16 protein-coding genes are annotated in these 15,274 nt (G+C 56.8%); 14 read left to right on the top strand and 2 right to left on the bottom strand.

Features of this window, described 5'->3' with window-relative positions; translation table 11 throughout:
- Positions 1-44: 44 nt before the first annotated feature.
- From rnc to acpS, 5 genes are read left to right on the top strand one after another with little or no spacing between them, the layout of a single operon-like run.
- Entirely contained in the window at positions 45-728 is a 684-nt protein-coding gene (gene rnc, locus FEF65_RS11625) for a ribonuclease III (RefSeq protein WP_138239992.1), read from the top strand.
- Positions 725-1,633, top strand: a complete 909-nt coding sequence (era, locus tag FEF65_RS11630) for a GTPase Era (protein WP_138239993.1) — start codon at positions 725-727, stop codon at positions 1,631-1,633. The genes rnc and era overlap by 4 nt, the downstream gene beginning before the upstream one ends.
- Before the next feature lie 14 nt (positions 1,634-1,647).
- Positions 1,648-2,346 (top strand): DNA repair protein RecO, encoded by a 699-nt coding sequence (recO, locus tag FEF65_RS11635; RefSeq protein ID WP_138239994.1) that lies wholly within the window; start codon positions 1,648-1,650, stop codon positions 2,344-2,346.
- A gap of 24 nt (positions 2,347-2,370) precedes the next feature.
- Positions 2,371-3,081: a pyridoxine 5'-phosphate synthase gene (locus FEF65_RS11640; RefSeq protein WP_138239995.1), complete on the top strand. Its 711-nt coding sequence runs from the start codon at positions 2,371-2,373 to the stop codon at positions 3,079-3,081.
- Complete coding sequence (gene acpS, locus FEF65_RS11645) at positions 3,081-3,464, top strand: holo-ACP synthase (RefSeq protein WP_138239996.1); 384 nt, start codon at positions 3,081-3,083, stop codon at positions 3,462-3,464. The genes FEF65_RS11640 and acpS overlap by 1 nt, the downstream gene beginning before the upstream one ends.
- Here the strand turns inward: acpS and FEF65_RS11650 are convergent, their stop codons facing one another.
- A complete protein-coding gene (locus FEF65_RS11650) occupies positions 3,465-6,860 on the bottom strand; it encodes a sensor domain-containing protein (protein ID WP_138239997.1) in 3,396 nt (1,131 codons plus the stop codon).
- Positions 6,860-7,252, bottom strand: a complete 393-nt coding sequence (locus tag FEF65_RS11655) for a response regulator (RefSeq protein ID WP_138239998.1) — start codon at positions 7,250-7,252, stop codon at positions 6,860-6,862. Before FEF65_RS11655 ends, FEF65_RS11650 begins: the two co-directional genes overlap by 1 nt.
- A 560-nt stretch (positions 7,253-7,812) precedes the next feature.
- Between FEF65_RS11655 and FEF65_RS11660 the strand changes: the two genes are divergently transcribed.
- From FEF65_RS11660 to petA, 9 genes are all read left to right on the top strand, one after another.
- The gene (locus tag FEF65_RS11660; protein WP_138239999.1) at positions 7,813-9,390 is read left to right on the top strand and encodes an NAD(P)H-hydrate dehydratase; all 1,578 of its coding nucleotides are present in this window, start codon (positions 7,813-7,815) and stop codon (positions 9,388-9,390) included.
- Between the two features lie 109 nt (positions 9,391-9,499).
- Complete coding sequence (sdhC, locus tag FEF65_RS11665; RefSeq protein ID WP_138240000.1) at positions 9,500-9,892, top strand: succinate dehydrogenase, cytochrome b556 subunit; 393 nt, start codon at positions 9,500-9,502, stop codon at positions 9,890-9,892.
- A 19-nt stretch (positions 9,893-9,911) separates the two neighbouring features.
- Positions 9,912-10,274 carry a succinate dehydrogenase, hydrophobic membrane anchor protein gene (sdhD, locus tag FEF65_RS11670; protein ID WP_138240001.1) on the top strand — a complete coding sequence of 121 codons (363 nt, stop codon included), beginning with the start codon at positions 9,912-9,914 and terminating at the stop codon, positions 10,272-10,274.
- Between the two features lie 16 nt (positions 10,275-10,290).
- Complete coding sequence (gene sdhA, locus FEF65_RS11675) at positions 10,291-12,087, top strand: succinate dehydrogenase flavoprotein subunit (RefSeq protein ID WP_138240002.1); 1,797 nt, start codon at positions 10,291-10,293, stop codon at positions 12,085-12,087.
- Position 12,088: 1 nt separating this feature from the next.
- Positions 12,089-12,799: a succinate dehydrogenase iron-sulfur subunit gene (locus FEF65_RS11680; protein WP_138240003.1), complete on the top strand. Its 711-nt coding sequence runs from the start codon at positions 12,089-12,091 to the stop codon at positions 12,797-12,799.
- 103 nt (positions 12,800-12,902) lie between these two features.
- On the top strand, positions 12,903-13,133 hold the full coding sequence (locus tag FEF65_RS11685; protein WP_138240004.1) for a succinate dehydrogenase assembly factor 2: 231 nt from the start codon (positions 12,903-12,905) through the stop codon (positions 13,131-13,133).
- On the top strand, positions 13,124-13,858 hold the full coding sequence (locus tag FEF65_RS11690; protein ID WP_138240005.1) for a DUF1573 domain-containing protein: 735 nt from the start codon (positions 13,124-13,126) through the stop codon (positions 13,856-13,858). The genes FEF65_RS11685 and FEF65_RS11690 overlap by 10 nt, the downstream gene beginning before the upstream one ends.
- A gap of 50 nt (positions 13,859-13,908) precedes the next feature.
- Positions 13,909-14,583: a ribulose-phosphate 3-epimerase gene (rpe, locus tag FEF65_RS11695; RefSeq protein ID WP_138240006.1), complete on the top strand. Its 675-nt coding sequence runs from the start codon at positions 13,909-13,911 to the stop codon at positions 14,581-14,583.
- An 83-nt stretch (positions 14,584-14,666) separates the two neighbouring features.
- Complete coding sequence (petA, locus tag FEF65_RS11700) at positions 14,667-15,263, top strand: ubiquinol-cytochrome c reductase iron-sulfur subunit (protein WP_170304448.1); 597 nt, start codon at positions 14,667-14,669, stop codon at positions 15,261-15,263.
- The last annotated feature ends 11 nt before the right edge of the window (positions 15,264-15,274 follow it).

Below are 15,274 nucleotides of genomic sequence, written 5' to 3' on the forward strand. Positions count from 1 at the left end.
CGGCCATGGCGGGTCTTCTGTTCTTTACTGCATGCGGAGGTTTCATGAGTCTGGAAAAAGAGTTGCTCCGGCTACAGAAGACCATTGCATATACATTTAGTGATATTGCACTGCTGAAGCGGGCGGTGACCCATCGTTCCGACCTTGCCAGTGGTGCTGCCGGCCATATGGAGCGTCTTGAATTTCTTGGGGATGCCGTACTTGGTCTCGTCATCGCCGAGCATCTGCATCACTGTTTCCCCGACAAGGCGGAAGGCAAACTTTCCCGTATGCGTGCCAACCTGGTATGCCGGGAGCGATTGCTGCATGTTGAGGCAGAGTGGCGATTGCAGCGTTGTCTGATCGTTGGTGAGGGCGAGCGCAGTGTGCATGGTATCAAGTCTCCATCCATTGCGGCCAATGCTGTTGAAGCGGTGATCGGAGCCGTATTTGAGGATGGTGGCTGGGAGCAGGCACGCAAGGTGGTGCTGCGTTCATGGAAACAGTTGCTGGCCGATATTGATCGGGTCGATACACGTGATGCCAAAAGTCGTTTGCAGGAGCTGACTCAGGCGAAAGGCTGGGGCTTGCCTGTTTATACCCTGACAGATCGGGGTGTTGACGCCCATCCCCGTTTTGATGCGGTGTGCAGTGTGCAGGGGCAAGTGGCCGGAAAGGGACAGGGCGAACGCAAGAAACTGGCGGAAATCGCCGCAGCCGAACAGGCATGGAGCAAACTGAATCTATGAGTGAAACTACTTTTCATTGCGGCACGGTGGCCCTGCTGGGGCGGCCGAACGTCGGCAAATCGACATTAATGAACCATGTGATCGGGGCCAAGGTGGCGATTGTGACGCCGAAACCGCAGACAACCCGTCATCGTATTCTCGGCATATACAGCGATGATGATCGCCAGATTGTATTTGTTGATACCCCGGGCATTCATAAGGGCGACAAGCAGCTTAACCGCAATATGGTGCGCGTTGCCTATGCTGCGGCCGAAGAGGCCGATGTGCTGGCGATTATGCAGGATGTGACGCAGCCACTGGACAGCGCCACGCGTGCCCTGATTGAACGCTTTGCTGACGGACGCCTGAAGCAGCCGCGCATTCATGTGCTGAACAAGGTCGATGCGGTCAACAAGGAGGCGCTGCTGCCGCGACTGGCACAGATGCAACAGCTGGATCCGGGGGCATCGGCATTTATCCCGGTATCGGCCCGTAAAGGGGTGCAGCTTCATATGCTGCTGGATGAAATTGCCAGGCTGTTACCTGAGCAGCCACCCATGTATGAGCCGGACTGGTTTACCGATCAGAGTCAGAGGCAGCTGGCGGCAGAGTATGTGCGTGAACAGGTGTTTCTGGGCATGCAGCAGGAAATTCCGTTCCAGACGGCGGTCGAAGTGGAGCGATTCGATGAGTGTGCTGACGGTACGGTTGAGATTGATGCCGTGATTCTGGTGGGCAGTGAGCGCCATAAGCCGATGCTGATTGGTAAGGGTGGTTTCCGTATGAAGGAGATCGGTACACGTGCCAGGCTCGGTCTGGAAAAGCTGCTGGATTGCCGGATTCATCTGAACCTTTGGGTGAAAGTGGATCCCGACTGGTTTAATCACCCCGGCAAGCTGGCTGATCTGGGGCTGGGTGCAGAGTAGCCTGATTCACCGCAATGGCTGAACTCATGGATCAGGCGTTACTGCTTCGCCGCATACCTTATAGCGAAACATCCCTGATTTGCCACTTTCTTACTCCCGCTCATGGTCGGGTGACATTGATGGCGAGAGGGGCGAGAGGGGCTAAAAGTCCATTTCGTGCCACGCTGGCGCCGCTGTATCGTTTGCATATTCGCTGGCGCCCCGGGCGCAGTGGCATGGGAACGCTGCTGGATGCAGGGAGAGCGGGCATGCTGGTGGATGAGGCATATATGCTCGATGGGTTGCAGCTGCTGGCTATCGCCAGTCAGCTGTTTCAGGAAGGAGATCCGCACGGATTTTCCGAGTTGTCAGATGCCATGACCTTGCTTGCCAGTCGCCATCAGGATGAGGGATTATGCGCCGCATTCTGGCTGCTGCTGGATCGGGCGGGATTGCTTGGTGATCTTCTGCACTGCTGGCAGTGCGGTGAGGCCGTGGCTGATGCGGCGCTGATGGCCTGGAAAGGCGCGCAGCTGATCTGTTCTGACTGTGGAGAGGGGGGGGCGGTTTCTCCCGGTATGCGAAAAGGGATTGCCGGTGTCATGAGACAGGGCAATGTTCGCCTTTCCGCCAGAGACCTTCAGCACTGGCGTATGATGATCGGGCAGGTGATGCGGGAGCATGGCATGAAATTGCCGGAGGGGTTCCGGCAGTTAAGCCCGCAACCCAAATAATGACAGAGTATTAGAGGGGAAAAGATGAATCTGGGTGTGAATATTGATCATATTGCCACATTGCGACAGGCGCGTGGCACACCTTATCCGGATCCGCTTGCGGCGGTGCCGGTCTGTCTGGCTGCGGGTGCAGGCAGCATTACCGCCCATCTGCGCGAGGATCGTCGCCATATTCAGGATCACGATATTGAGCGGCTGGCGGCCTATCCCGGCCTGCATCTGAATATGGAGATGGGAGCGACCGATGAGATGGTGGCAATATGCGAGCGGCTCAGGCCATTCGCCTGTTGTCTGGTGCCTGAGAAACGTGAAGAGCTGACCACCGAGGGCGGGCTGGATGTGGTGGCGCACCAGAGCCGGTTGGCAGCAGTGGTGGAGCGACTGACAGCAGTCGGGGTGCGCGTATCGATGTTTATTGATCCTGTCCCTGAACAGATTCGGGCCAGCCGGGCGATTGGTGCGCCGGTGATTGAGCTGCATACCGGTCACTACGCCAACTATCGTGGTCAGATGCAATCAAATGAGCTGGCGGCACTGCGTGACGGGGCCAGTCTTGCCGGTGATCTTGGTCTGATTGTGCATGCCGGGCATGGTTTGACGGTTGAGAATACGCCGGCCATTTGTGCGATACCTGAAATTGAAGAGCTGAATATCGGCCATGCCATTGTTGCCGATGCTATTTTCAAGGGTCTGCATCAGGCCGTTGCCGACTTTAAGGCAGTGATGGTCCGCTGATGGCGATCGCAGGCATTGGCGTGGATCGTGTGGTGATCTCTCGCATTGCCCATACACGTGATCGTTTCGGCGAGCGTTTTCACCAGCGTGTCTATACCGCTACCGAGGTGGCTCAGGCTCAGGCCAAAGGTAATCCGGCCAGGCGTCTTGCCATGCTGTTTGCCGCCAAGGAGGCGGTATCAAAAGCGCTGGGAACCGGTTTTCACCAGGGCGTAGCCGCCCGTTTTATCGAGATTGTGCATCAGCCGAGTGGAAAGCCGGAGGTGATTTTGCATGCCGGTGCCGAAGCTGCTGCTGCCCGGGCCGGGATTGTTTCGGTACACGTATCACTGACCGATGATGATGGTGTGGCGATGGCATTTGCCGTGGCTGAGCGGGCCTGATCAGAGAAGTGAAGGGGCTGTAGTGCGGGAGCGCAGCAATGCGCTGGTCGCCTCTGCAGTCAGCGGTTTGCCAAGCAGATAACCCTGGATCATATCACAGCCCTCCTGCCGCAGGAATTGCAGCTGTTCATGTGTTTCAACGCCTTCGGCGACCACCTTCAGCCCCAGTGAGTGGGCCATGGCAATAATGGTTCGAACAATGACGGCGTCTTCAGCGTTGTTGGGCAGGTCGCGAATAAAGGCAATATCAATCTTCAGATGCTGTGCGGGTAACCGCTTGAGGTAGGCCAGCGAAGAGTAGCCGGTGCCGAAGTCATCGATGGCGATATAAATACCCTGAGCGGCCAGGCTGGTCATAATGTCAATGGCGGTGTCCGGCTGATTCATGGCAGCCGTTTCGGTGACCTCGATCTCAAACCAGTCGGGTGAGGCTCCGGCGTTCACAATATGTGTGACAATCTGCTCGGCAAGCCCCTGTTGCATCAACTCGACAGCAGAGATATTGATGCTGATCCTGGCCGGCCGGATGGACTCCTGTTCCCAGATGATGGCCTGCCTGGATGCTTCGCTGATGACCCACTCGGTCACCGGGCGGATCAGACCCGTTTCTTCGGCCAGGGGAATAAACTCTGCCGGCGATACCATACCCAGCTCCGGATGGTGCCAGCGAATCAGGCTCTCGACGCCTGTGATGATATTGCCCTGTGGTGTCAGGCTGAACTGGCTCTGGTAATGAAGTTGCAGCTGACCGCGTTCTGCGGCCAGTTTGAGTTCCTGCTCAAGCCGGATGCGACGATTGGCTGTCTGGGCCAGCTCGCTGGAGAAGCAGTAGGTATCCAGATGATTCTGTTTGGCATAATACATGGCATTGTCGGCATACTTGAGCAGCGTATCGCTCTCTTTTGCATCGTCCGGGAAGCAGGCGAGACCGATACTGACGCCGATATTAAAGGTGTGCCCCCCCTGCATAATCGGCAGTTGCAACGCCTGGGTCAGTTTGCCGGCCACATGCAGGGCGCTGGTCTGGTCGGTTTCCGGAAGCAGTACGGCAAACTCATCGCCTCCCATGCGGGCTGCTGTGTCGGATGATCGCAGGTTGAGCCGGATGCGCTCTCCCACCGCCTGCAGCACCATATCGCCACACGCATGTCCCTGGGTGTCGTTAATGGCCTTGAATCGATCAAGATCAAGAAACAGCATGCACAGTTGCCGGTCTCTCCGGCGCGCCTGGTTGCATGCCTGTTCCAGTCGATCGATAAACAGACGGCGGTTGGGAAGCCCGGTGAGTTCATCCGAGTAGGAGAGCAGTGTCAGCTGCTCCTCGGCCCGCTTGCGATCACTGATATCCTGTATCAGCACCTGCACGGCAGGCGTGCCGTCATACACAATCGGAACGCCGCGCAAATCGGCCCAGAAATAGGTGCCGTCAAGCCGCTGTATCCGCTGCTCGGTCGGATCAATATGCCCCCCTTGCTGCAGGGTGGTCATCAGTGCCGAAACATGGGGACGATCATCCGGATAAACGCAGTCGGCTATGGAGTATGGGTACAGTTCATCGGCGGTTGATGCTGCCAGCATTTTCAAGGCGGCCGGATTGACAAAACGTACCTTGTCGCCACATTGGATCACAATGCCCATCGGTGTGGTTTCAACCAGTTGGCGGTGCTTGGTTTCACTATCCTCCAGCGTTTGCCGTACCTGCTCGCGCAGCAGCAGCTCCGAGACAATTTCCTGTACCTGCTGGCAGAAGTTCAGAAATTCGGGCGGTCTCTCTGTGCCATGGGAGAATCTCAGGTGTAGCAGGCCGGTGCGTTTGCCATCATGGATCACCGGCAGACAGTACATATCCTCGCCGGTGACCGACTGCATATGGTCACAGCTGACGGCATCGCCGGTATCCATGGACTGGCCGCACAGGCACTGGTCGGCAGCGATGGTGAGATGACGCATTTTTACATCACGCTGCCAGCCATGGCTGGCCGACAGCCAGAGCTGATCGCCCTGCAGTGTGTAGATGGCGGCGGATGTGATGGACCAGGGGCTGGAGAGGATGGCGACCAGCATCTCCTTCAGTCGTGTGTGCAGGGCGATGGGGGCCTGGCTGGTTGCGCGCAGGTTGAGCAGGGTGCTCTGGACCCAGGCATGGATTTTCTGCTGGCTGATATCGCCGAGTACGATGGAGAACTGCCTGGCATTGCCGCTGGTGAAGGCATGGATGGCAATTTCGCCGGTGAACTGGGAGCCATCCTGTCGCTGTCCGCGTATCTCCCTGATCTTGCCAATGGCACAGTTGCTTTCACCGTCTATTTCAGCCTTGAACCAGCGCCGGTGTGCCTCCCTGATATCGTTCGGCAAAAGATCGTGAATGGTCAGGTATTGCCACTCGGTGACGGGATAGCCGAACAGGGCGATGGCGGCAGGGTTGGCCCGCAAAATTTTACCCTCTTCATCAATGACCAGAATACAGTCATGGGCATGATCGATGACGGCAGCAAGTTTTTGACGTTCTCCCGACAGTTCGCTGGTGCGGATTTCCACCTCGCTTTGCAGGCGTGTGTTAAGGCGGGTACGGGTGAACAGCAGCAGTGATAACAGTGCTGTGATGACCAATCCGGTCAGCAGCATCCAGTAGGTGTGATGCACAAATGCCTGGCTGTGCAGCTCGGGCAGTGCCCGTGTGTGGATCATGAAGTGAGAACCGGCAACGTCGAAGGGGGCCTGCCAGCTGTAATGCTGTTGTGGTGTGACCAGGCTGTGATCCTTGCGCAGGCGGGATGAGTGGCTGAACAGGCGCTCGATGCGGTCATCCGCGCGGATATCCACATCGATATCCAGTCCTGCTACGCCAACAGAAGCAATGGCCTGCTCAACCATGATGCTGGCATTCCAGGTACATATTGCATAGATGCGTTGATCGCCCTCTCCATCGGCAAGGGTAATGCGCAATGCGCTGTCGCCGTGGTCGCGATCAATCCGTTGCCAGTGATAACTTCCCGCATGCAGCTGTGAAAGGGTGCCCGGGTCGGGCAGTGCGGAGGTTGTGGTGCTGTCGTGCTGTCGCAGAGTGATGATGTTGCCGGTCAGGGCCGGAGAAATGATGCTGATTTCATCCAGGGTGTCGGTGTGAAGATCCAGCAGGCTGCGCATGAATCTGCGCGCCTCGTCGTCACTTATCGGGTGTATCGGGCTGTGCATGAAGGCGATAAGGGTGCCTGATACATCACTCTGGCGCTGCAGCATGTTGCGTATGGCGCCCAGCTTCTCCTGGCTGCTCAGATTGATTTCATTGTTGATCAGTTGTTCATTGATACCTTGCTGATAATGGTAGGTCACCATGTTGACCGTCAGGCCGGCGATCAGCACAAGCAACCAGCTGTAGCGGAACAGCAGGGTCATTATTTCGCCGCAGTAGTCAGCATGTGCTGAACTGAATCAATCAGAATCAGAGGGACGAAAGGTTTGCTGAGAATATGATTGATACCAAGGGCCCTGGCGCGCTTTTCCGATTCACCGAACAGAAATCCGCTCATCAGCAGAATAGGGGGGAACCTGTATTGTTCCTGCTGTTGCATCACCTCGATCAGGTCGAGGATATTGCCATCACAAAGACTCATGTCGGTGATGATGGCATCCCAGCTCATGCGGTTGAGCGCCTGCCGCGCCTCCTCAATGGAGTTGGCCTGCTCAATCTGTCCGGCAAGTTCAAACTCACGCAGCAGGTCTGCAACGACCTCACGGATAGAGGTTTGATCTTCGATGACCAGAATGCGATGGGAGTTTCCGTTCATACAATCCAATCCAGTAGCACGGGCGGACCAGACTGTCCGTGCATTGATTCATTTGGTTACCGGCTGCTGCCGGTATCAGGTTATCCCTGTTTGCGCCGGTTCAGGTAACCACCCGTACAAGTATCAAGAGTCGTGCCACAGAGTAGCATCAGAATGGTCGAACGGTAAGGGCTTTCATTGCCATGATCATGTATGCCAGGTATATTTTTAGTGTCAGCGGTCGGGGCGGTATCTCTCTTAGTGCTGTCCCTGCAAGGCTTTATAGGAATCTGTATGACGCTTGATTGCTCACAGATCAAAGGCGCCGGTGTCGGACTGGTGATCGTGAATACTGGCAGGGGATGTGATCGTTGTGTTGGATTTCAGAGTTTTTCGGATGACGTTCCGGTATCAGGCCCGTTGATACCGGCCCATATATGTGCCATGCTGGCCGGGTATCCGGTTATTCGGGGCGCGGCTCGGGATGGGGGCACTCTCTGTTTATAGATTGACAGCCGGGCGGTGGTAAAGGGGAAAGCAGCTTAATGTAAGCAAGGTTTCGTGAACGGGAGGGAGAGTGTATGAGTGTACGCATATTAAGCGCGGCTCAGATGCGCTGGGCGGATGCAGCAGCCATGGCGGCCGGTATGACCGGGTTTGACCTGATGGATCGTGCCGGCAAAGCCGTGACGGATGCTGTGCTGGAACATATGCCCGACTTCGGTCGGGTCGTGATTGTGACCGGTTCGGGCAATAATGGTGGCGATGGTTTTGCTGCCGCCCGCTATTTGCGACAGCGGGGGGTGCCGGTTACGCTGGTGATGCTGACCCCGCTTGACCAGTTGCCTGAAAATGTGCGCTTGCATGCACAGCTTGCAAGAGATGTCGGAGCCAAGCTTCGGGAGGCCGTATGCGATGTCAGTTTTACCGAACTTAATCGTTGGCTGGCAAGAGCTGTTATTGTGGTGGATGCCATTCTTGGCAGTGGTGTGAACAGAGTGCTTGCCGGGCGCGTGGCAGAGGCTGTTGCGCAGATCAATCTTTCCGGTCGTCCGGTGTTGAGTATTGATATTGCCAGTGGCCTTAATGCAGATACCGGTCAGGTGATGGGTGATGCGATCCATGCCGGCTACACACTTCCGGTTGCTGCCTGTAAATGGGGATACTGGATGGGGCATGGTCCCGAGTACTCCGGCACCCTGCTGCCTGTTGCCTGTATCGGTATTGAAGATGCTCTGCTGTGCAGAGCCTGGTCTGCTGTGGCTGATCCCTCCGCCTGTGAATATACGGTGCCGCTAAACAGTGCAAATTTTATCGATGTGGAGGCGATGGAGCGTGGCTGGCCGAGACGCTCGCGCCTGTCGCATAAAGGCAGTTTTGGTCATGTATGGGTCTTTGGCGGTTCTCCCGGTTTTACCGGGGCACCGAAGCTTGCGGCTCTGGGGGCGCTTGCCTCCGGTGCAGGTCTGGTCAGCGTGGTGTGTCCGGATGAGGTGTGGCCGGTCGTAGCTGCGGGCAGTCTTGAAGCCATGGTTCACAGTCACTCCTCCCGATGCTGGCAGAGTGATGAAGCGGAAGAGGTGGTGGCTCAGGCTGACGCCGTAGTGGCGGGGCCCGGTTGGGGAATTGGTCAGCAGTCGTTGTTGACCGGCCTGTTGGCCACTTCGCGTCCTCTTCTGCTTGATGCCGATGCACTGAATATGATCGCCGCAGATGCCCGCTTGCAGGCGTCTGTCAGGGAGCGCAGTGGTGTAACCGTATTGACGCCGCATCCGGGCGAGGCTGCCCGTATGCTGGGGTGCAGCGTGGATGAGGTTCAGGCCGATCGCAAACGATCCGTGCTTAAGCTGGCACGCTGCTATGCAAGCTGGGTGGTTCTGAAAGGGCATGAGACGCTGATTTCCTCGCCGGCAGGGGATCTGACGCTGAATCCGTTTGGCTCTCCGCAACTGGCGGTCGCAGGATCCGGAGATGTGCTGGCCGGCATGCTTGGTCGTCAACTGGCATTCTGGCGGCGCCAGGGCGGGGATATCGGATCGATGATTGCTGCTGCCGTGGCATTGCATGGATCAGCAGGTGAGCGGTCGGGCTGGTATCTGGCCAGTGAGCTTGCCGGAGTGGTGGCGTCGATGCGGCAATCTATTGAGAAAAGGCATTGAACAGAAACGGTGGCAGTTGTGACAGGGAGGGCGTAGTCTGGCCTCGACTTTGCCCGCTGTGCGGCGATGCTGTGTTATTGTTGCCGGGGCAAGCTGAAGAGGTGACGCTGTGAATGATCCGGGCAGATTAACCCGCAGGTCTTTATCCCCTCGCCTGTCAGTCTATCGCTGGCAGCCGGCCATGATTGCCAGTCTGGCACATCGGGTCAGTGGCCTGATTCTTGTTCTGTTTGTTCCTCTTTATCTGTGGATTCTCCATGGCATGACCGGCAGCACCGACGATTTTGAACGGATGCAGCAGTGGCTGCACTCGGGACTGGGGCGGCTATCGTTGTGGTTTGTGGGGGTGGCGCTCTTTTATCACTTTTGTAATGGTCTTCGTTTTCTCTCGATTGATGCCGGCTGGTGTGAAAGCAGAATGATGATGCGGCTGAGTGCACGTGTGGTGATCGCCATGGCCGGTGTGGCGGCACTGCTGCTGGCCGTGTTGCTGCTGGGATGAGGGTGCAGGATATGCCGTTATGAAGCTGATCAAGGAGCCGGGCTCTGCCCGTAGCGGATTTCGGGACTGGTATCTGCAGCGGTTATCCGCAGTGGTGCTGGCGGTGTTGTTGCCACTGTCGTTTGTGGTGCTGATTCTGGTTTATACGGGCCACCTGGATCAGTTCGGATTGCTGGATATTGTCGATAACTTTGTTTCCCGCCTGCTTCATACCATTCTGATCATTGCGCTGATTGTTCATGCCTATATGGGTTTGAAAGTAATGATTGAGGATTATGTGCCGGTAATCGGCTGGCGGGTCAGTCTGATTGGCGGCATGCTGGTGTTGATGTCCGGCTTCGGTATCTGGTGGCTGGCAATCATCTGGGCCTGGGGCGGCTGATGACGGGAGTGCAGTAATGGGATATCTCTCCACCGACAAGGTGAAGCACCACTTTCATGATGTGGTGATTATCGGCTCTGGCGGTGCCGGTATGCGCTGTGCTCTGCAGTTGGCGGATGCCGGATTCCGGGTTGCTGTTGTGACCAAGGTGTTGCCAACCCGGTCGCATACGGTGGCTGCGCAGGGTGGTATAAATGCGGCGCTCGGTAATGTGACCTCCGATCACTGGCTCTGGCATATGTATGATACGGTCAAGGGCTCCGATTATCTGGGTGATCAGGATGCGATTGAATACATGTGTCGGGCTGCGCCTCTGCTGGTGCGTGAGCTTGAGCATCAGGGGGTTCCCTTTTCGCGTCTCGATGATGGTACCATTTATCAGCGTCCTTTTGGCGGGCAGTCGCGCGAGCTGGGTGAGGGTGGTCAGGCATCGCGTACCTGTGCTGCTGCCGATCGGACGGGGCATGCGATTCTTCACACCCTCTACCAGCAGAATCTCAGAGCGGGGACGCAGTTCTTTCAGGAGTATTTTGCCCTTGATCTGATCACCGACAGTGGCGGGTGTCAGGGGGTGATGGCCTGGGATATTGCTGCCGGAGCCTATCATCTGTTTCAGGCCAAGGCTGTGGTGCTGGCTACAGGTGGTGCCGGTCGTATATTCAAGGTGACGACCAATGCCCATATCTGTACCGGTGATGGCGGTGCGCTGGCTGTAAGGGCCGGTCTGCCGATCGAGGATATGGAGTTTTTCCAGTTTCACCCGACCGGTATTGCCGATGTGGGACCGCTGATTACCGAGGGTGTCAGGGGGGAGGGTGGCTATCTCCTCAATAGTGAAGGAGAGCGCTTTATGGAGCGCTATGCCCCGACGGCCCGTGATCTCGCCAGTCGTGATGTGGTTTCCCGTGCGATTGCCATGGAGATTCGTGAAGGCCGGGGGTGTGGACCGAAGCGGGACCATGTGCTGCTCAAGCTCGATCACCTCGGTGAGGAGCTGATCCTCTCGAAGCTGCCCAATATTCATGAGCTCGCACTGCGTTTTGCCGGTGTGGACTGTATTCACGAGCCGATTCCTGTGCAGCCCACCATGCACTACACGATGGGCGGGGTGCCGACCAACCGTTTCGGTGAAGTGGTTGTCAAAGGTGCCGGTGGCCAGGAGCAGTCGTTTGGCGGCCTCTATGCGATTGGTGAGGGAGCCTGTGTGTCCGTGCACGGGGCGAACCGGCTGGGTGGAAACTCCCTGCTTGAGATTGTCGTATTCGGGCGGGCGTGCGGAAATCAGATCATCAAACAGCTGAAACAGCAGCCGTACCATGCGCCACTGGCCAGAGAGTGCTGGCAGGGTGGTGTGCAGCGGGTTGAGCACTGGCTGGAGCGGGCCGGCAGTCAGGATGGTCCGCGAGTGGCTGAATTGCGTACCCGCATGCAGACGGTGATGCAGGATCATTTCAGTGTTTATCGTACAGAGGCGGTGATGGAAGAGGGGATTCAGCTGCTGGAGGCGCTGGCCGCCGAATTGCCTCATGCAGTACTCTCCGATGCTTGTCGCATTTTCAATACCGAGCTGGTTGAGGCGCTGGAACTGGAAAACCTGATGGCACTTGCCCGTATTACCGCAGCCGGTGCGCTGGCGCGCCGGGAGTCGCGGGGGGCGCATGCCCGTGATGATTATCCGGAGCGGGATGATGTGTTATGGCTGAAGCATACGCTGGGCTCCATCCATGATGGCAGGGTGGGACTGGATTACAAACCGGTGCGTTTGCAGCCGATGACGGTCGAGTCGTTTCCGCCGAAGAAGAGGGTCTATTGAGATGGTAGATGTGATCAGGCTTTCCGTATTCCGTTACGATCCGGAGACAGGCAGCAAGCCCTCGATGCAAAGCTATGAGGTGCCGTTCCTCAGGCCCGGTATGAAGTTGCTTGATGCACTGAATTACATCAAGTGGGAGCTTGATGGTACGCTGACCTATCGTCGTTCGTGTGCTGAAGGGGTTTGTGGTTCCGACGGGCTGAATATCAATGGTGTCAATGGACTGGCCTGTATCACTCCCATTGCCGGGCTCAAACAGCCGGTGCATGTGCGGCCGCTGCCGGGAATGCATGTGATCCGTGATCTGGTGGTGGATATGGACCACTTCTTTGATCAGTACCGGCAGATACAGCCATGGATGAAGGCGACTACGCCGCTGCCTGAGCATGAGCGCTTGCAGAGTCCTGAGGATCGCGCCGCTCTGGATGGTCAGTATGAGTGTATTCTGTGTGGCTGCTGTACCACGGCATGTCCTTCATGGTGGTGGAACGGGGATCGCTTTCTGGGGCCTGCGGCCCTGTTGCAGGCAAACCGCTGGATTGTCGACTCCCGTGATGAGGCGATGGGAGAGCGCCTGGATCAGCTCGAAGATGCGTTCCGGTTATATCGCTGTCATCAGATTATGAACTGCATGGAGGCCTGTCCGAAGGAGCTGAATCCGACGGCTGCCATCGACAATATCAAGCGAAAGATTCTGGCCCGTAAATCATAACGGTCCTGTCCGTGTGTGTTGCATTGACGGGTGGTGGCGGCGCACCGGGAGACGCAGGGTGAAAGTGCTTGAGGCTTTGTGGCTGTCTCGTAGGCTGTAGGGCATGAATGAATCGGAACTCAGGGTGCGCAGGCTTCGCTACCGTTTGAACAGACAGGGGATGCTGGAGCTGGATGCATGGCTTGCACGGTTGCTGCAGGCGGATTTTAACGATGCCGATACGGTGGGGGCGATTGAGTCGCTGCTCGAGTGTGAGCCACCGCATTTGCAGGCGATGATGCAAGGTGATGTCAGGGTGCCGGAAGCTCTGGCCGGGTGGCTGGCATGCCGCTGATTGTCATGTTGATGTTGTTGCTGACGGCCTGTACGCCTGCTGTCGGCAATCAGCCGGTGGCTGCCCATGCGGGAGGTTCATCGGCTGGCGAAACGGTGCGGCCGGCATCGCAGCTGGTGTTCGAGCCGGATCATGTGAATGCGGGTGAGGCGCGTGAAGGGGATTCGGCCACGGTCTTTCTGCGTGTCAGAAATGCCGGCGATCAGATGGCCAGTATTGTTGATGTGACGACCTCGTGCGGCTGTACGGTGGCGGAGCCTGAGGAGCGCTTGCTGATGCCGGGAGGGTTTACCCGCATCCGGCTGACGATCGATACCTTTGCCAAGCAGGACGATGTGCAAAAATGGGTTGAACTGACCGATGACCAGGGACGGCGCAGCCGCGCGTGGGTGACGCTGAATGTGACGGCAAATCCGCATCTTGATGCCACAAAGCGCTCGATCTTTGATGGCCAGTGCGGCTCCTGCCATTTTGCCCCGGCTGCAGGTAAATCGGATGGGCAGGCAATCTATCAGGCTGTTTGCTTGATGTGTCATGGCGCGGGCGGAGAGGGGGCCTATGCTCCGAAGCTGGCTGGTCTCAGGGATGTCGGGGCGCTTGCTGCACTGATTGCTGCCGGAACGGGTAGTCGTCATATGCCCGGATTTGCCCGTGCACAGGGAGGGCCGCTGACGGCGGACCAGATTGATGCGCTCAGTCGCTGGCTTGCAACGCTGGACGAATGAGGGGGGCGCCGCTATAAATGCGAGTCCAAATTATAAGGGGTAACTACTCTATGAAGAAAGATCTTGTCATTGCTCCATCCATTCTGTCAGCGGATTTTGCCCGTTTGGGTGAGGAAATCCGTGCGATTGATGAAGGTGGATGCGACTGGGTTCACTTTGATGTGATGGATGGTTCATTCGTTCCTCCGATCACCATCGGAGATAACATCTGCAAAGCCATCCGCAGCTATACCAACAAGCCGATTGACGTGCACCTGATGGTGAATCACCCGGATACGCAGGTTGAGGCTTTTGCCAGGGCCGGTGCCGATATTATCACGGTACACCAGGAAGCATGCATCCATCTGGAGCGCACCCTGCAGCTGATTCGTTCGCTGGGTAAGAAGGCGGGTGTCAGTCTTAATCCTGCTACCCCTGTGTCGACCATTCAGCATGTGTTGCACTGTGTCGATCTGGTATTGCTGATGAGCGTCAACCCGGGATACGGCGGGCAGTCATATATCCATGCTGTGACTCCGAAGATTCGTGAAGCGCGCAAGATGCTTGATGATGCCGGTTGCGATGCGTGGCTTGAAGTTGACGGTGGCGTGAACGTCAAGACCATTGCAGAGGTGGCTGGTGCCGGTGCAGATGCACTGGTGGCAGGTTCTGCTGTTTACAACACACCTGATTATGCGGCAGCGATCGCAGAGTTGCGGGCACTGGGTGTAAACGCGCAGAATTAATAGGGTCAAGTGGCGTTTGACTAGCAGTAAAGCTGCTGCTAGTCATCGCCACTTGTTATTTTCAAACTGAGGGAGGAGAAATCATGACAGATCAAGCTGATCAGTCCCGTCGTAATTTTCTCTATGTCGCTGCTGGCGGCATGGGGGCAGTTGCGGCAGGTGCGACAGTGGTTCCGTTTATCGGAAGTATGTTTCCGGCGGCGGATACGCTGGCGGCAGCCAAGACTGAGTTCGATGTCGCGACGGTTGAAGCTGGGCAGCTGGTAGTAATCCAGTGGCAGGGCAAACCGGTATTCGTGGTGAACCGCACAGAGGAATACCTGAAAGAAGTGGATGGCCATGATGCCATGCTCAAGGATCCTAATTCCGAGGCGATTGAGGCAGTGACTGCCGAATGGATGACCCCGGAGAATCGCAAGTATCGTTCAATCAAGCCGGAGTATCTGATTGTGGTGGCAAGCTGCACCCATCTTGGCTGTATTCCGCTGTTCAAGCCAACCGCAGGCCGTAAGGAGTGGGGTGAGTCCGTTCCTGAAGATTGGCCAGGTGGCTGGCACTGCCCGTGCCATGGTTCGCTGTACGATATCTCGGCACGCGTGATCAATGGTTCACCTGCACCACATAATCTGCATGTCATGCCTTACAAATATCTCACCGATACCAAAGTGGTTATCGGTTAATTCACAGGGAG

This window comes from Mariprofundus erugo, assembly GCF_005818865.1.
GTDB classification, from domain to species: Bacteria; Pseudomonadota; Zetaproteobacteria; order Mariprofundales; family Mariprofundaceae; genus Mariprofundus; species Mariprofundus erugo.